The organism is Mycobacterium cajalii (assembly GCF_045809005.2).
Lineage (GTDB): Bacteria > Actinomycetota > Actinomycetes > Mycobacteriales > Mycobacteriaceae > Mycobacterium.
The window spans coordinates 2,677,841-2,694,192 of sequence record NZ_CM141436.1 but is presented as its reverse complement, the minus strand read 5'-3'; the positions used below and the strand labels follow the sequence as shown (position 1 = coordinate 2,694,192).

Genomic DNA, 16,352 nt, shown 5'->3' with positions numbered 1-16,352 from the left:
GGGTAGAGGGATGCACCGACACGCGGCCCGGAGCTAACGGGGGCTGCGCGTCCACACCCGCGTGCGCGGGTTGCATTCGATCAGGTAGCCGTCGTCGGAGGCGGACATCGCGAAGACCGGGATGTCGGGCTGGGCGCACGACTCCCCCACCGCGTGCACCCCGGTCGTGACGGGCGCTTTCTCCCACGTCTTGGTGTCCCACGTCTTGTCCTCGCACACGACCTGCTCGTTCGTGGTCAGGTCGTAGCCGAGCTTGTCGGCGTCGCCGCAGGTCCGGCCGAGCACGGGCGCCGGCGCCGGCGGGCCGGTGCGGTCGAGCGGCGCGACGTTGGCGGGGTCGGCCACGGTGACGTCCGGGGGGACGTCACCGATCCGGGTGGCCACCAGCGTGGTCCGCTGCACCACGCCCCGGTGGCCGCATTCGTCGGTGCGCACGGTCGCGGTCTGCATCCCGCGCAGCCTGCCGTTCGCCTCCGGAGCCAGCGACCAGACGACCATTTCCAGCTCCGTCGCCGTGCCCGCCCGGCCGGGCAGGCGGCAGCCCGCCCACACCTGCGTGGGGGTGCCGTCCCAATACCCGTCGACGAAACGCAGCACATCGGTCTCGCCGCCGCCCGCAATGCTCGCCACCTGATGGTCGCGGTCGTCGAGCCGCGTGCCGGTGGCGACACATCCGGTGGCCGTGCACGACGAGCGGAACGCCCACCAGCCGGTCTGGTGCTCCCGACCGGCGCCGACGACACCGGCCGCGGCGTGCCGCGCCAAGCCGATGTCGAAGTCCAGCCGGTAGGCCCCGTCCAGTGCCGGCGCAACGGCCGCCGCCGTGGCCGGACGCGGCGCGGGCGGGTGCGGCGCGGCGGGACGCGGCGTGTTCGGGCCGGCTCGCGGTGCGACCTGCGGTGCGGCGACGGCCACGGGCTCGGGCGGACCGAGTCCCCGAGCGGCGACCCATGCGGTCCCGGCGGCGGACACGACGGCTACCAGGACCGCCGCCGCCGCGCGGGTTCTCCGCGACAGGCGCCGCATCGCGGACCCCGCCCCGCCGCCGCGGCCACCCCGTGCGCCCAGCGCGGCGGCAAAGGCACGACACCGCTCGAATCTCTGCTCGGGTTGCTTGGCCAGGGCCTTGCAGAACACCTCGTCCAGATACGCGAGTTCCGGGCGGTGGTCGCTGAGCCTGGGGGGATCGGCGCGCAGATGCTGGCTGATCACCGCCACCGGGTTGGTCTGCTCGTAGGGTGGCGAACCGGTGAGCAGGTGAAACGCGGTCGCGGCCAGCGCGTACTGGTCGGCCCGCCCGTCGAGGTTCGAGCCCATCAGCTGTTCGGGCGCGGCGTAGGACACGGTGCCCACCGCGACGTTGGTCGCGGTGATCCCGCTCACGTCACCAAGGTGTCGCGCAACCCCGAAGTCCGCCAACAGGATTCGGCGTTCACCACACTCGGGGTTGGTGAGCAGGATGTTGGCGGGCTTGACATCGCGGTGCAGCAGGCCCCGCTCGTGGGCGTAGTCGAGGGCGTCCGCCACGGCGGCGACGATCGCGAGAACGTCCGGCAGCGGCATCCCGTCCGGGTAACGCTCCTCGACCAGCCGGGCGGCGTCGGCACCCTCGACGTAGTCCATCGAGATCCACAACTGGCCGGCGAACTCGCCGCGGTCGTGCACGCCCACGATGTGCGGGTGCCACAGCGTCGCGGCGAGATCGGCTTCCCTGTTGAATCTCTCGCGGAATTCCACGTCCGCCGTCATGTTCTCGGCGAGGACCTTGAGCACGTCGCGCCGCGGCAGCCTCGGGTGCTTGGCCAGATAGACCTCTGCCGTCGCGCCGGCACCCAGTGGCCGCAACACGGTGTAGCCCGCGAAAACGGCGCCGGCGGCCACCGACGGCCGAGGCGCGTCGCCCGCGAAGCCGCCGCGGCTGCCCACCGACATCGGCCGCCACGTCGCAGTCGCCCGGGCGCGCAGCCGGAACAGGGAGGCGACGAGCGGCGAGGACGCGAGGCGGGCCCGCATCATCCCGCGGAACACCCTCGGGCCGGGCGGGGTTCGCCGCGGGGTGTCCCAGGCCTGGGTGGCGTTGGTGGCGTCGTCCATCTGGTGCTGCTTCCTCATGTGCCCGGCAGTACCCAGGGACGTCGACTCGATGTGCCTTCGGCGGAACGATTTTCGGCCATGTGACCCTGCCGGTCATCCGTCCCTGCATGACCGGTGGCCCATCTGGTCGGCGTGCCCGGCGGCCCCGACATTGCACATCCGTCAAATCCGATGCTAACCCGCGGCGATCGCTTTGGCTCGGAACCACATTCGGAACAGCTGTGAGTTTGCAGTCCGCAACCACTGCGCGGCTTTTTGCGAACGACAAGAAACTTCACAGGCGCCGACCCTGTGGCCGGGCCGTCGCAAGGCCGATACTGGAACCGTGGGTCGCCCAACCCGGCCCGTTTTGACCATCCGCCACAACGGGTCGCAACGCACGTTCAGCCCAGGTCACGATGTGATAGTCGGACGTGACCTGTTGGCCGACTTGCGCATTGTCGATCCGCGGATCTCCCGCAGGCATCTGATTCTGCGCTTCGACGAGAGCCGTTGGATCGCGATCGACAACGGCTCGGTGAACGGCACCTACCTCAACGGCTACCGGATGCCGGTGATCGACATCCACGACGGCCAGAGCATCAACGTCGGTAACCCGGAGGGGCCGCAGCTGACGTTCGACCTCGGCCGGCGCGAACGGCCGAGGTCGCTCCCGGAGCGCGGCGACGGACCGCGCACCATGTGGTGGTCGTCGAATCCGCAGACCGCACAACCGTGTTCGCAGGCCGTATGGCAGGTCGAGCTCGCCGCGCCGCAGGAATGCGCCGCGCCCGCGCCGGAAGCCGAACGCGGTGCCGATTCCGACCGGCGGGACACATCGCCACGGTCGCGGCGCATACCCGATCATCTGGTCAACCCGCTGCCGGACACCGGGCGGGCATCCGCCGACCACACGCCGCCCGCCGAGGAGGCCCGGCCCGCGAGCCAGATGTCGAACCTGGCGACGCGGATGGTGCAGGTCCCGCCACCGCCTGTCCCCGAAGCCCGGGGCGCGGAAAACCTCGGCGGCACAATCACCATCGGGCGTGCCGACGACAACGACATCGTGGTTCCCGACGTGCTGGCCTCCCGCCACCACGCGACGCTGGCCCGGACGCCGCTGGGCACCGAGATCCACGACCACAGCAGCAACGGGACCTTCGTCAACGGCACCCGGGTCGGGTCGGCGATCCTGGCCGACGACGACGTCGTCACCATCGGCAACGTCGACCTGGTGTTCCGCGGCGGCACCCTGGCCAAGCGCGGCGGCGCCGACACCCGCACCGGCGGTCTCGAGGTGCGCGGGGTCAGATACGTCGTCGCGGGCGGCAAACAACTGCTCGACGACATCTCCCTGACCGCCCGTCCCGGAACGCTGACCGCCGTCATCGGCGGCTCGGGCGCGGGCAAGAGCACCCTGGCCCGGCTGATCGCCGGCTACGCGCACCCCACCAACGGCACGGTCACTTTCGAGGGTCACGACATCCACGCCGAATACGCCTCGCTGCGCAGCCGCATCGGCATGGTGCCCCAAGACGACGTCGTGCACCGCCAGCTCACCGTCAACCAGGCCCTGGGCTACGCCGCCGAACTGCGCCTGCCCCCCGACACCACCAGATCCGACCGCGCCAAGGTCATCGCCGGGGTGCTCGACGAGCTCGACCTGACCAAGCACGCCGACACCCGCGTCGACAAACTCTCCGGCGGCCAACGCAAACGCGCCTCGGTCGCGCTCGAACTGCTCACCGGACCCTCCCTGCTGATCCTCGACGAACCCACCTCCGGGCTCGACCCCGCCCTCGACCACCAGGTCATGACCATGCTGCGCGCGCTCGCCGACGCCGGCCGCGTGGTCATCGTGGTCACCCACATGCTGTCCTACCTCGACATCTGCGACCAGCTGCTGCTGGTGGCCCCCGGCGGCAAAACCGCCTACTGCGGCCCACCCGAGCAGATCGGCGACGCCATGGGCACCACCAACTGGGCCAAGATCTTCACCCGGGTCGGCGCCGACCCCGACGAGGCCAACCGCCGCTTCATTGCGCGGCGCCGCGCGCAGAAGGAACAGCCCGAGGCGGCGGGCAAGCCGGCGGAGCTCGGCGGGCCCGCGCACACCAGCCTGCGGCGCCAGATCTCCACGATCGCGCGCCGCCAGGTGCGGCTCGTCGTCGCCGACCGCGGGTATTTCGTCTTCCTGGCGCTGCTGCCGTTCATCCTGGGCGCGCTGTCGCTGACCGTCCCCGGCTCGCACGGATTCCACGCCGCCGGCCCCGACTCCGGCACACCCGACGAGTCCGCCCAGATACTGAACCTGCTGTTGCTGGCCGCCGCGTTCATGGGCACCGCGCTGACGATCCGCGACCTGGTCGGCGAGCGCGCCATCTTCCAGCGCGAACAGGCGGTCGGCCTGTCCACCACGGCCTACCTGCTGGCCAAGACCGCGGTGTTCTGCGCGTTCGCCGTCCTGCAGTCGGCGATCACCACGACGATGGTGGTGGCCGGCAAGGGGCCCCCGACGCGGGGACCGGTGCTGCTGGGCCACGGCACGGTCGGGGCCACGCTGGAGCTGTTCGCCACGGTCGCGGCCACCTGCGTCGCCTCGGCCATCCTCGGCCTGGCCATCTCGGCGCTGGCCCGGTCGAACGAGCAGATCATGCCGCTGTTCGTGGTGTCGATCATGGCCCAGCTGGTGCTGTGCGGCGGGATGGTTCCGGTCACCGGCCGGCTCGCCCTCGACCAGCTGTCCTTCGCGATGCCCGCGCGCTGGGGATACGCGGCGGCGGCGGCCACGGTCGACGTCCGGCACCTGGTGCCCGGGACGCTGCTCGCCCAGGACCGGTTCTGGCGGCACACCGCGGGCACCTGGCTCCTCGACATGGGGATGCTGGCCGCCCTGTCGGTGTGCTACGGCGCCTTAGTCCGCTGGAAGATCCGGCTGCGCCGCTGAGGACGCCGCTGACCGGTAGGGTGACACCATTCACGCGCCCAAACACGAGACGTTCGACCTGATCGCCCGCACCAACACCGACCCCAAGGGCATCGTGCGGGCCGTCGACGAATACGCGGTGCACCCGTGGGGCCTCTATGTCGCCCGGCCCACCCCGGGCCGGGCCCAGTTCCACTACCTCGAGTCGTGGCTGCTGCCGTCGCTGGGGCTGCGCGCCACGGTGTTCCAGTTCAATCCCGGACACGAACGCGACCAGGACTACTACCTGGACGTGGGCGAATACGTCCCGGGCCCGCAGGCGTGGCATGCCGAGGACCACTACCTCGACATCGAGGTCCGCACCGGGGCGCGCGCGGCGCTGCTCGACGTCGACGAGCTGCTGGACGCGGTCCGCCACGGCCTGCTGACCCCGGAGGTTGCCGAGCGGGCGGTGCGGCACGCGGTCGACGCCGTCGACGGGCTGGCCCGCAACGGCTACGACTTGTCCCGCTGGGTGGCCGGCAAAGGCATGCACCTCACCTGGCGCGGTCGTTGACCAGGACGCGGATTTCGCGGTCCCACTGCGCGTCGTGGGCGCGCCCGAAGCTCCAGCGGAGCACCGCCAGGACCGCGGCCGACAGCAACACCACCAGCAGACCCACCGACACGGCGACCGTGAGCGCGTCCAGGACGGGACGCAACGGCGCGGGCGACCGGGCGTGGTCGCCGTGGTCGTCGACCCAGATCTGGATGCGGTCACCCGGTCGCACCGTCCCGGTCCACTGGAACGTGTCGGTGTGCGGCGCACCGCCGGCGGTCCACTGCGCCCGCACCACGGGCATTTCGGAACCGTCGAAATTCGCGACGGTGCCGACTTCGAGGACCGTCGCGCTCACCGTCTGGCGCGTCCGGGCCAGCATGGCGTCGGCGCGACGCTCGCTGTCGTGTATCTCGGTGCCCACGGCACCGGCGACGGCGATCCCCGCGAGGGCGACCACCAGCACGGCCAGCACGGCCAGCACCTCGATGCGGTCGCTGCGCCGCAGCAGCGGATTGCCGGCGAACAACCGGCCGATCCACCAGCGGCGCGGATCCACGGTGAACGTCTGCACGACAGCTCCTACACCCACCACGGTTATGCCCCCATTCTGCGCCGCCGGCGGTGACGCGTGCAGGGCCGAAAGGCCCGAAGCGCCGGGGCCGGCGCCATCCGCGGGCGCAGCCGTGCCCGCCCGCGGGCCCTGTGTATGCCAGAAACTCTGCCGCGGAGGGCTTTCCGGGCACGCAGCCGGGGTTCGGCCGCCACGGGCCGGGCCGAAACGGTTTCCCGATCCGCGGAGCGGGTACCTGTCCGGGCATGTCCCTGAGCGTGCACCGGTCCGGCCGCAGTCCCGAGCCGCCCGGCGGGCCGCGGGCGGGGCGCCGCCGACGCCGCGGTGAGCCCGGTTTCGTCATCGCGCACCGCGCGGCGGGCGGCGACCATTACGACCTTCGGCTGGAGATCGACGGCGTCCTGGTGTCATGGGCGATACCCAAAGGGCCCTCCGCCACCCCCGAGCTCAAGCGGATAGTGCGCCGCGGCGGGGACCACCCGCTGCAACGCCCGGACGGCGAAGACGGCGTCATGGTCGTGGACAGCGGCACCTACACCAACGTGACCAGGCACGCGATGGGCGAATGCCTCAGACGGGGCCACGTGTCGTTCCACCTGCGCGGCGAGCGGGTGCGCGGCTGCTACGCCCTGACCCGGGTCCGGGAGGGCGAACACGAGACGTGGCTGCTGCTGCGGCGCAAGGACCCCGAGTCGGTGCCGGCCGAGCGGCCGGCGGCCGAGCACCCGGACGCGCACAATGAAAATTCATGACCGATGTCGAACAGCCATGACCGATCCCGCCGGTCTCCCCGAAGCGGTGCGCCGCACGCTGCACCATGAGGCGGTGCCCGACTGGCGCGCGCCCACCCTGGCCACCCTGACCGAGAAGCGGTTCTCCGACCCCGACTGGATCTTCGAGCGCAAGTTCGACGGGATGCGCGCTCTGGCCTTCCGGGACGGGGACCGCGTCCGGCTGCTGTCGCGAAACCGCCAGCCGCTCAACGGAACCTACCCCGAACTGGTCGACGCGCTGTGCGCCCAGCGCACCACCCGCTTCGTCGTGGACGGCGAGGTGGTGGCCTTCGAGGGGCGGCGGACCAGCTTCGCCCGGCTGCAGGGACGCCTGGGGATCACCGACCCCGGCACGGCGCGCGCGTCGCGCGTCCGGGTCTTCTACTACCTGTTCGACCTGCTGCACCTGGACGGCGAATCCACCACCGACGTGCCGCTGCTCTGGCGCAAACGGCTGCTGCGCGGCGCCATCGACTTCGGTGGTCCGCTGCGCTACACCCCGCACCGCGTCGCGGACGGGATCGCCGCCTACCGGGCGGCGTGCGAGCGCGGCGACGAGGGGGTGATCGCCAAGCTGGCCGATTCGACGTATGACGGCCGGCGCTCACCGCATTGGCTGAAGTTCAAATGCGTGCGCGACCAGGAATTCGTGGTCGGGGGTTACACCGGCCCCAAGGGCACCAGGGTCGAGTTGGGGGCCCTGCTGCTCGGCTACTACGAGGGCCGGGAGTTGCGCTACGCCGGCAAGGTGGGAACCGGCTTCGACGAGGCCACGCTGCGCCGCCTGCACGAGCGGCTGTCGGCGATCGAGCGGGAGTCCTCGCCGTTCGGTGCGGCGGTGCGCGAGCCCGGCATCCACTGGGTGCACCCGGAGCTGGTGGCCCAGATCGGGTTCACCGAGTGGACGCGCGACGGGAAGCTGCGCCATCCGCGCTACCTCGGCCTGCGCACCGACAAGGACCCCGCCGAGGTCGTCCGGGAGACCCGCTGATGCCCCGCGCGCAGGTCGAGATCACCCACCCGGACCGGGTGTTGTTCCCCGCGGACGGGATCACCAAGGGCGACCTCGCCGACTACTACGGCGAGGTGGCCGACGCGATGCTGCCGCACCTGCGGGGCCGGGCGCTCACCGTGCAGCGGTATCCCCGCGGCATCGGCGAACCGGGCTTCGTCCAACAGGATTTCGCCGATTCGCTGCCGGACTGGATGGGACGGGTCGAGGTCGCCAAGGAGGGCGGCGGCACCGTGGTGCATCCGCTGGCCGAACGCCCGGAGGCGCTGCGCTGGTTGGCCAACCAGAGCTGCATCACGTTGCACGCGTGGCAGTCGCGGCGGGGCCGGCTGAACGACCCCGACCGGCTGGTCTTCGACCTCGACCCCTCCGACGGCGACTTCGCGGTGGTGCGGGCGACGGCCCGCGCGGTGGCCGGGGTGCTGGCAGACCTCGGGTTGGTCAGCTACGTCCAGACGACGGGGTCACGCGGCCTGCACGTGGTGGTGCCCGTGCGCGCCGACACCGATTTCGACACCGCTCGCCGGTTCACCCGCGACGTGGCCGACGTCGTCGCCGCCGACGACCCCGCGCACCGCACCGTGGAGGTCCGCAAGGACAAGCGCGGCGAACGGGTGTACCTCGACGTCATGCGCAACGCGTACGCCCAGACGGCGGTGGCACCGTATTCGGTGCGGCCGCTGGCGGGCGCACCGGTGGCCACGCCGCTGGAGTGGGACGAGCTGAACACCCCCGGCCTGCGAGCGGATCGGTTCACCGTCCGGGATCTTCCCAAACGGCTTGCCGGGCACCGTAATCCGTGGTCGGGCATGTCCCGGCATGCGCGTTCGCTGAGCGGCCCGTGCGAGCGCCTGGCGAAACTTCGACCCTGAACTGCCCGACGTCGAGGGGTACCGGCGCGAACTGGCCGGCACCCTGCCCGGCCGGCGGATCCGGCGCGTGCGGGTGCACGATCCCGGCGTCCTGCGCAACACCACCCCGCAGGCCCTGGGCCGCCGCGTCGACGGCCACCGCTTCGGTGATCCGCGCCGCCACGGCAAATGGCTGATCCTGCCGACGGACGGCCCGACGTTGTTGATCCACAGCGGGATGACCGGCCACCCCTACCACGGCGCCGACGGCGCCGGCCGCGAACGCCACGAACGGCTGGCGATCGTCCTGGACGAAGGCGAGTTGCGCTACGCCGACCTGCGCAAGCTGCGCGGCGTGTGGCTGGCCGCCGGCGGGGACGACCTGGCCCGCGTGACGGGTCCGCAAGGCCCCGACGCGCTGGGCCTCGGGTTGCGGGCGTTTCGCGGTGCGCTGGCCGGGCGGCGCGGCCGGCTCAAGACGACGCTGCTGGACCAGTCGGTGATCGCGGGGCTGGGCAACCTGCTGGTCGACGAGCTCTGTTGGCGCGCAAGGGTTCTCCCCAAGCGGCCGGTCGACGGCCTGGCCGGCGGCGACGTGCGCGACGAGCCGGAACCGCACTGCCCGCGGTGTGGCGCCGGACTGGCGCGCGGACGGGTGGGCGGCCGGACGTCGCTGTGGTGTCCGCGCTGCCAGTCCTGAAGCCGGCCACGGAACGAACGCGCTGGTCAGCCGGTGGTCCCGGGCGTAATCTCGGCAATTATGAAGCCACGCAAGCGCACTCCGATCATTGCCGTGATGGTGATCGCGGCCGGCTCGCAGTGGGGGCCGGCGATCGCCCGGGCGGACATGCACAACATCACCTACCGCGCCCGCATCGACGGGGTGGCCCCCGGCAGCCAGGCCACGTTCGTGATCCACAGCGGCCAGACCAACAGCGCCCCGCTCAGCGCGATGCCCGGCCAGGTGTTCGAGGCCAACGAGGTGCTGCCCGACCCGAAGCAGGCCGGCATGCAGGTGGCGCTGCACTGGCCCTACTCGGCCAAGGTGCACTGCGAGATCGACGTGGACGACAACGTGGTGGCCCAGCTCGACCAGGTGGTCTCGCCGAAGCAGGGCGACAGCGGGCCGGGCAACGGTCTGCTGGGTCGCGGCGCACCGCTGCCCGGGTAGCCGGCACTAGCCGGGTTTCGGCCCGAGCCCACTGCCGACGACCCACGCGCCGATCGCGAAGCCGGCCCGTCATCACGCTGGTGAACGCCCCACCCAGCACCAGGAAGCTGATGGCGTCCGAGGCGCCGCCGGTCAGCGCGAGAACGACGTAGGCCGCGTCGCGCAGGAATCGTGCGCGTTCCTCGGACGTCGTCATCTGGTCGAGCCGGCCGGCGGATCGGCGACCGGCTCACGCGGTGACATGTGCGCTGTCGCCACCGGTCACCGCGAACGAGGTGCCGCTGACCATCCGGGCGTGGTCGGAGGCCAGGAAGACGACCGTCGGGCGGTTGGTGGGGTGCCCTGCCGAACTCATCGCGGGGCGCGTACCCGGGACAGCCCCCCACTATTCGTGCTATTCGTGCTATTCGTGCTATTCGTGCTATTCGTGCGGGCGCCAGCCGCAGCCGTCGGCCCATTGCCAGGCCCGCGGGTAGGCGTCGTGCAGCCAGGGCTCCTTGGCGTCGGCGTAGCGCGCGGCGTCGCCGTGGGCGCCGCTTTCGGCCGCACGCTTGATCGCCAGATACTCCGCGCGCACCCCGGGTTCGGCCCGCAGCCAGTCGACGAAGAGCAGGGCGAACTGCTGTCCCGGCCAGCCGTCCACCCGGATGTGCACATTGGTCGGCCGGCCGGGATCGGCCGAGGCGTGAATCCGCTTGTCCCACAACGCCGGGTCGTCGCTGTGGTCGAAGCCGTCCACGGTGCTGCGGGCCTCGGCCCGGGGGACGTCGCCGGTGACGTCCGCGATGCGCGGGTAACCGGCAGCCAACAGCGGTTCGGCCAGTTCGTCGGCCACCGCCAGCGACTCGACGGTGATCTGCATGTCGATGACGTCCTCGGCGTCGAGCCCCGATACGACGGTCGACCCGACGTGGTCGACCCGCAGCGCCTTGTGGCCGCAGGTGGTCTGCAGCCGGGCCCGGATGCGGCGCGCCTGCTCCGGCCACGTCGGGTCGGCCGGCACCAGCCGCGCCGGCGCGCGCGCGGCCCGGCGCGCCGTCAGGTTGTGGGCGAACGGCAGTATCCGCTCGTTCCACACGTCGCGGGCGCGACGCTTCAGCTCCGCGGGGCTGCCGGAGTTGTCCAGCCACACGTCGGCGACCGCGCGGCGCTGCTCGTCGTCGGCCTGGGCGGCGATCCGGGCGCGGGCGTCCTTTTCGGCCATGCCGCGCTGGTCGACCAGCCGTCGCACCCGCACCTCGACGTCGGCGTGCACGACGACGACGAGCGGAAACAGCGGCGCCATCCCGGATTCCACCAGCAACGGGATGTCCTCGACGACGACGGCGTCCTCGGCCACCCCCGCGATGATCTCCGCGCGCCGCCGGCCGACGAGCGGGTGCACGATCCCGTTGAGCGTCTTGCGGGCGTCGTCGTCGCGAAAAGCCTTGGCGGCCAGGGCCGGACGGTCCAATGCCCCGTCGGGCAGGAGGATGTCCGCACCGAACGCGTCGACGAGGGCGGCCAGGCCCTCGGTGCCCGGCTCGACCACCTCGCGCGCGATCACGTCCCCGTCGACGATGACGGCGCCGCACTCGGCGAACGTGGCGGACAGCGCCGACTTGCCGGCGCCGATGCCGCCGGTCAACCCGATGCGCAGCATCAGTGAGCGGTGTTATGCGTTGCCGGCGAGCTTTTCCCGCAGGGCCGCCAGTTGGGCATCGCTGGCCAGCGACCCGCCCGCGGACTTCTCCGCGGACGCGCCGTTGCCCGGCGACTGGTCGCCACCGGCGTGATGCCCGGCCTCCTCGGCCGCGGCGAACTTCTCGATCTGCGCGGTGTGCATCTTGTGCTGGCGCTCGGCCTCGGCGTAGCGGGCCTCCCACTCGGCGCGCTGCTTGTCGAATCCCTCGAGCCATTCGTTGGTCTCGGAGTCGAAGCCCTCGGGGAAGATGTAGTTGCCCTGCTCGTCGTAGCTGTCGGCCATGCCGTACTTGGCGGGGTCGAACTCCTCGGTGTAGTCCTCGTTGGCCTGCTTGAGCGACAACGAGATCCGGCGACGCTCCAGGTCGATGTCGATGACCTTGACCATCGCGTCGTCGCCGACGGCGACCACCTGGTCGGGCACCTCGACGTGGCGTTCGGCCAGCTCGGAGATGTGCACCAGACCTTCGATGCCCTCCTCTACGCGCACGAACGCACCGAACGGCACCAGCTTGGTGACCTTGCCCGGCACGATCTGGCCGATGGCGTGGGTGCGGGCGAAGTGCCGCCAGGGGTCTTCCTGGGTCGCCTTGAGCGACAACGAAACCCGCTCGCGGTCCATGTCGACGTCGAGCACCTCGACGGTGACCTCGTCACCGACCTGCACCACCTCGGACGGGTGGTCGATGTGCTTCCAGGAGAGCTCGGAGACGTGCACCAGACCGTCGACACCGCCGAGGTCGACGAACGCGCCGAAGTTGACGATGGAGGAGACCACACCCTTGCGGATGGTGCCCTTCTGCAGCTGGTTGAGGAACTCGCTGCGCACCTCGGACTGGGTCTGCTCCAGCCAGGCGCGGCGGCTCAGCACCACGTTGTTGCGGTTCTTGTCCAGCTCGATGATCTTGGCCTCGATCTCCTTGCCGATGTAGGGCTGCAGATCGCGGACGCGGCGCATCTCGACCAGCGAGGCGGGCAGGAAGCCGCGCAGCCCGATGTCGAGGATCAGGCCACCCTTGACCACCTCGATGACGGTGCCCTTGACGGCCTCGTCCTTCTCCTTGAGCGCCTCGATGGTGCCCCAGGCGCGCTCGTACTGCGCGCGCTTCTTGGACAGGATCAGCCGGCCCTCTTTGTCCTCCTTGGTGAGAACCAGGGCCTCGACCTCGTCGCCGACGGAAACGACCTCGTTGGGGTCGACGTCGTGCTTGATGGACAGCTCACGGGCGGGAATGACGCCCTCGGTCTTGTAGCCGATGTCGAGGAGCACCTCGTCCCGGTCCACTTTGACGATCGTGCCCTCGACGATGTCGCCATCGTTGAAGTACTTGATCGTTTTGTCTATTGCGGCAAGAAAATCCTCGCTGGAGCCAATGTCGTTGACGGCTACTTGCGGCGAGGTGACGGCGGGACTCGGCATGTGGTGGGTTGCTCCGGACAGGTTGGGTCGTAGGGACAATGTGGGATTTACCCATCGAGGCTACTCGACACTGCACACGCTGGACAAACCCGGGCGGCGAGCACGGGCCCTTTCGGCGGGTCAGAACTTGGCGATCAACACGACACCGCAGACCATCAGCGCACCCCCGACGGCGCGCCACGCCGTGATCGGGTGGGGATCGAGGCGCAGCCAGCCGAAATGGTCGACGACCAAGGACATGACGAGCGCCGAGGTGACCGTGATGCCCATGAACGTCCCGGCCCCGACCCTGTTGACCAGGGTGAGGCCCGCATAGACCTGGACGGCCCCGACGAGACCGCCGATGACGGCCCACCAGGGCATCGACGCGACGTCCTTCGCGCTGGGCAACGGCTTGTGCATGACCAGGAATGCCGCGACGAAGAAGACCGTGATCACCGCGAACGACACCGCCGACGCCAGCCACGGGTTGATCAGGTGCTTGAAGAGCTGACCGTTCATGGCCGCGCCGCAGGTCTGCAGCGCACCGCCCAGGACTATGAACGGAATCATCCAGATCGGGTTCATGGCGCTCCTAATGCGCGGCGGCATCCCAGCTGCGGCCGTAGCCCACCGACACCTCCAGCGGGACGTCGAGCGGGTAGGCCCCGCCCATCTGCTCGCGGGCCAGCTTCTCGACCCGCTCGTGCTCGCCGGGGGCGATCTCGAACAGCAGCTCGTCGTGCACCTGCAGCAGCATCCGCGAGGCCAGCCCGGCCTCCTTGATCGCGTGGTCGACGCGGACCATCGCCACCTTGATGATGTCGGCCGCGCTGCCCTGGATCGGCGCGTTGAGCGCGGCCCGCTCGGCGGCCTCGCGGACCTGGCGATTGCTGCTGTCCAGCTCGGGCAGGTAGCGGCGGCGGCCGAACACCGTGGAGGTGTAGCCGTCCTTGCGGGCCTGCTCGACGACGGCGTGCAGGTAGTCGCGCACTCCGCCGAACCGGGCGAAGTACTGGTCCATCTGCACCTTCGCCTCCTCGGTGGAGATCTTGAGCTGGGCGGACAGCCCGTAGGCGCTCAGCCCGTAGGCCAGCCCGTAGGACATGGCCTTGACCCGGCGGCGCAACTCGGCGGTGACCTCCTCGATCGGCACCCCGAACGCGCGGGAGGCCACGAACGAGTGCAGGTCCTCGCCGGTATTGAAAGCTTCGAGTACGCCTTCATCTTTCGACAGATGGGCCATGATCCGCATCTCGATCTGGCTGTAGTCCGCCGTCATCAGCTCGGCGAACGGCCCCGCGGGGCCGCTGCCGACGACGAACGCGTCGCGGATCTGACGCCCGGCGTCGGTGCGGATCGGGATGTTCTGCAGGTTGGGTTCGGTCGACGACAGCCGGCCGGTGGCCGCGATGGTCTGGTTGAACGTGGTGTGAATCCGGCCGTCCGCGGCGACCGCGTTGAGCAGCCCGTCGACGGTGACCTTCAGCCGGGTGACGTCGCGGTGGGCGAGCAGGTGCTGCAGGAACGGGTGGCCGGTCTTGTCGAACAGCGACTGCAGGGCGTCGGCATCCGTGGTGTAGCCGGTCTTGGTCCGCTTGGTCTTCGGCATGCCGAGTTCGTCGAACAGCACGACCTGTAGCTGCTTGGGCGAGCCCAGGTTGATCTGCTTGCCGATCACGGCGTAGGCGGCCTCGGCGGCGTCGCGGATCTGGTCGGCGAACTGGCTCTGCAACGCGCCGAGCATGTCCAGGTCCACGGCGATGCCGGCGCGTTCCATCTCCGCCAGCACCTGCTGCACCGGCAGCTCCATCTCGGCCAGCAGCGCGGTGGAGTCGATGCGGTCCAGCTCGGCGTCCAGCGCGTCGGCCAGGTCCACCACCGCCCGGGCCCGCAGGATCAGCGTCTGGACGGCCTGGTCGTCGGTGCCTTCGGTGTCATCGAGCAGCGAAAGTTGTTGCTGTTCTTGTGTTTCCGCGCGCAGCTCGCGCCGCAGGTAGCGCAGCGAGAGGTCGTCGAGGGTGAAGCTGCGCTGCCCGGGGCGCACCAGGTAGGCCGCCAGCGCGGTGTCGGAGGTGACCCCACCCAGCGTCCACCCGCGGCCCGCGAGGTCGTGGATGGCCAGTTTCGCCTCGTGCAGCGCCTTGGGCTTGGCCGGGTCGGCCAGCCAGGCCGCCAGCGCGGCGTCGTCCTCAGGCGTCACCGTCGCGGTGTCGATGTAGCCGCCCTGCCCGTCGGCGGCCGCGACGGCCAGCGCCGTGGCGTCCCCGCCGTGCGGTAGGTGGGTGCCCGCGACGGCCAGCCCGGCCCGGCGCCCGTCGCCGGCGTGCTCGGCCAGCCAGCGCCCGACCGTGCCGGGCTCCAGCGCGCCGCCGCTGACGTCGAAACCCTCGTCGACCTCGGGCTCGACCGCGGCCAGGGTGTCGAACAGCCGGTCGCGCAGCACCCGGAACTCGAGGTCGTCGAAGAGCCGGTGGATGTGGTCGCGGTCCCACGGCTGCAGCCGCAGCGTGTCCGGGGTGTGGGCCAGCGACACGTCGCGGACCAGCTCGGTGAGCTCGCGGTTGCGCACCACGCCGGCCAGGTTGGCCCGCAGCGCGTCGCCCACCTTGCCGCGCACCGCGTCGACGTTGTCGACCAGGCCCTGCAGCGAGCCGTATTCGGCGATCCACTTGGTGGCGGTCTTCTCCCCCACGCCCGGGATGCCGGGCAGGTTGTCGCTGGGGTCGCCGCGCAGCGCGGCGAAGTCGGGGTACTGGGTGGGGGTCAGCCCGTACTTCTCGACGACGGCCTCCGGGGTGAAGCGCGTGAGCTCGCTGACGCCCTTGCGCGGGTACAGCACGGTCACGTCGTCGGTGACCAGCTGCAGCGAGTCGCGGTCCCCGGTGACCACCAGCACCCGGTAGCCCTCGTTGGCGGCCTGGGTGGCCAGCGTCGCGATGATGTCGTCGGCCTCGAACCCGGGCTCGGCGAGCACCGTGATGCCCAGCGCGCCGAGCACCTCCTTGGTGATGTCGATCTGGCCCCGGAACTCGTCGGGCGTCGCCGACCGGTTGGCCTTGTATTCGGGGTAGCGCTCGGAGCGGAACGTCTCCCGGGACACGTCGAACGCCGCGGCGATGTGCGTCGGCGCCTCGTCGCGCAGCAGGTTGATCAGCATGGCGGTGAAGCCGTAGACCGCGTTGGTGGTCAGGCCGCCGCGGGTCTTGAAGTTCTCGGCCGGCAGCGCGTAGAACGCCCGGAACGCCAGCGAATTGCCGTCGAGCAACATCAGCGTCGGCCTGGTTTTGTCCTCGCCGGCGGTACTCACGGCTCACACTCTAGGCACCCCGCGTGGCACGGCCCCGCGCCG

14 protein-coding genes are annotated in these 16,352 nt (G+C 70.9%); 7 read left to right on the top strand and 7 right to left on the bottom strand.

Annotated features, from left to right (window positions below; translation table 11 throughout):
- Positions 1-33 precede the first annotated feature (33 nt).
- Positions 34-2,094, bottom strand: coding sequence for a serine/threonine-protein kinase (locus tag ACJ512_RS12910; RefSeq protein WP_461480121.1), 2,061 nt, complete (start codon positions 2,092-2,094; stop codon positions 34-36).
- A 325-nt stretch (positions 2,095-2,419) separates the two neighbouring features.
- On the opposite strand from ACJ512_RS12910, the gene ACJ512_RS12905 reads away from it, so the two are divergent.
- Positions 2,420-5,020, top strand: a complete 2,601-nt coding sequence (locus ACJ512_RS12905; RefSeq protein WP_407688591.1) for an ATP-binding cassette domain-containing protein — start codon at positions 2,420-2,422, stop codon at positions 5,018-5,020.
- 94 nt (positions 5,021-5,114) lie between these two features.
- Positions 5,115-5,555 (top strand): ribonuclease FAU-1 family protein, encoded by a 441-nt coding sequence (locus ACJ512_RS12900; protein WP_407688592.1) that lies wholly within the window; start codon positions 5,115-5,117, stop codon positions 5,553-5,555.
- On the opposite strand, the gene ACJ512_RS12895 is transcribed toward ACJ512_RS12900, so the two are convergent.
- A complete protein-coding gene (locus ACJ512_RS12895; protein WP_407688593.1) occupies positions 5,536-6,111 on the bottom strand; it encodes an Rv1733c family protein in 576 nt (191 codons plus the stop codon). The genes ACJ512_RS12900 and ACJ512_RS12895 overlap by 20 nt on opposite strands.
- Positions 6,112-6,356: 245 nt before the next feature.
- On the opposite strand from ACJ512_RS12895, the gene ACJ512_RS12890 reads away from it, so the two are divergent.
- The 5 genes from ACJ512_RS12890 to ACJ512_RS12870 are packed head-to-tail and all read left to right on the top strand — an operon-like array spanning position 6,357 to position 9,918.
- A complete protein-coding gene (locus ACJ512_RS12890) occupies positions 6,357-6,863 on the top strand; it encodes a DNA polymerase ligase N-terminal domain-containing protein (protein WP_407688594.1) in 507 nt (168 codons plus the stop codon).
- Positions 6,864-6,879: 16 nt separating this feature from the next.
- Positions 6,880-7,875, top strand: a complete 996-nt coding sequence (gene ligD, locus ACJ512_RS12885; protein ID WP_407688595.1) for a non-homologous end-joining DNA ligase — start codon at positions 6,880-6,882, stop codon at positions 7,873-7,875.
- Entirely contained in the window at positions 7,875-8,768 is an 894-nt protein-coding gene (gene ligD / locus ACJ512_RS12880; protein WP_407688596.1) for a non-homologous end-joining DNA ligase, read from the top strand. The genes ligD (ACJ512_RS12885) and ligD (ACJ512_RS12880) overlap by 1 nt, the downstream gene beginning before the upstream one ends.
- Position 8,769: 1 nt before the next feature.
- Complete coding sequence (locus tag ACJ512_RS12875; protein WP_407688607.1) at positions 8,770-9,447, top strand: DNA-formamidopyrimidine glycosylase family protein; 678 nt, start codon at positions 8,770-8,772, stop codon at positions 9,445-9,447.
- A gap of 60 nt (positions 9,448-9,507) precedes the next feature.
- A complete protein-coding gene (locus ACJ512_RS12870) occupies positions 9,508-9,918 on the top strand; it encodes a hypothetical protein (protein ID WP_407688597.1) in 411 nt (136 codons plus the stop codon).
- Positions 9,919-10,147: 229 nt separating this feature from the next.
- Here the strand turns inward: ACJ512_RS12870 and ACJ512_RS12865 are convergent, their stop codons facing one another.
- The 5 genes from ACJ512_RS12865 to polA all read right to left on the bottom strand — a co-directional run bounded on the left by ACJ512_RS12865 (position 10,148) and on the right by polA (position 16,271).
- Positions 10,148-10,273: a hypothetical protein gene (locus ACJ512_RS12865; RefSeq protein ID WP_407688598.1), complete on the bottom strand. Its 126-nt coding sequence runs from the start codon at positions 10,271-10,273 to the stop codon at positions 10,148-10,150.
- A gap of 66 nt (positions 10,274-10,339) precedes the next feature.
- The gene (gene coaE, locus ACJ512_RS12860; RefSeq protein ID WP_407688599.1) at positions 10,340-11,560 is read right to left on the bottom strand and encodes a dephospho-CoA kinase; all 1,221 of its coding nucleotides are present in this window, start codon (positions 11,558-11,560) and stop codon (positions 10,340-10,342) included.
- Between the two features lie 12 nt (positions 11,561-11,572).
- Positions 11,573-13,021 (bottom strand): 30S ribosomal protein S1, encoded by a 1,449-nt coding sequence (gene rpsA / locus ACJ512_RS12855; protein WP_407688600.1) that lies wholly within the window; start codon positions 13,019-13,021, stop codon positions 11,573-11,575.
- Positions 13,022-13,141: 120 nt separating this feature from the next.
- Positions 13,142-13,588, bottom strand: coding sequence for a DMT family transporter (locus ACJ512_RS12850; RefSeq protein WP_407688601.1), 447 nt, complete (start codon positions 13,586-13,588; stop codon positions 13,142-13,144).
- Between the two features lie 7 nt (positions 13,589-13,595).
- A complete protein-coding gene (polA, locus tag ACJ512_RS12845; RefSeq protein WP_407688608.1) occupies positions 13,596-16,271 on the bottom strand; it encodes a DNA polymerase I in 2,676 nt (891 codons plus the stop codon).
- Positions 16,272-16,352 lie beyond the last annotated feature (81 nt).

What these genes read in the sequence shown, in the direction of transcription:
- ACJ512_RS12910 (WP_461480121.1), bottom strand. Translation starts at nt 2,094, where the DNA reads ATGGACGACGCCACCAACGCCACCCAGGCCTGGGACACCCCGCGGCGA.
- ACJ512_RS12890 (WP_407688594.1), top strand. Translation starts at nt 6,357, where the DNA reads ATGTCCCTGAGCGTGCACCGGTCCGGCCGCAGTCCCGAGCCGCCCGGC.
- ligD (WP_407688595.1), top strand. Translation starts at nt 6,880, where the DNA reads ATGACCGATCCCGCCGGTCTCCCCGAAGCGGTGCGCCGCACGCTGCAC.
- ligD (WP_407688596.1), top strand. Translation starts at nt 7,875, where the DNA reads ATGCCCCGCGCGCAGGTCGAGATCACCCACCCGGACCGGGTGTTGTTC.
- ACJ512_RS12870 (WP_407688597.1), top strand. Translation starts at nt 9,508, where the DNA reads ATGAAGCCACGCAAGCGCACTCCGATCATTGCCGTGATGGTGATCGCG.
- ACJ512_RS12865 (WP_407688598.1), bottom strand. Translation starts at nt 10,273, where the DNA reads ATGAGTTCGGCAGGGCACCCCACCAACCGCCCGACGGTCGTCTTCCTG.
- coaE (WP_407688599.1), bottom strand. Translation starts at nt 11,560, where the DNA reads ATGCTGCGCATCGGGTTGACCGGCGGCATCGGCGCCGGCAAGTCGGCG.
- rpsA (WP_407688600.1), bottom strand. Translation starts at nt 13,021, where the DNA reads ATGCCGAGTCCCGCCGTCACCTCGCCGCAAGTAGCCGTCAACGACATT.
- ACJ512_RS12850 (WP_407688601.1), bottom strand. Translation starts at nt 13,588, where the DNA reads ATGAACCCGATCTGGATGATTCCGTTCATAGTCCTGGGCGGTGCGCTG.
- polA (WP_407688608.1), bottom strand. Translation starts at nt 16,271, where the DNA reads ATGTTGCTCGACGGCAATTCGCTGGCGTTCCGGGCGTTCTACGCGCTG.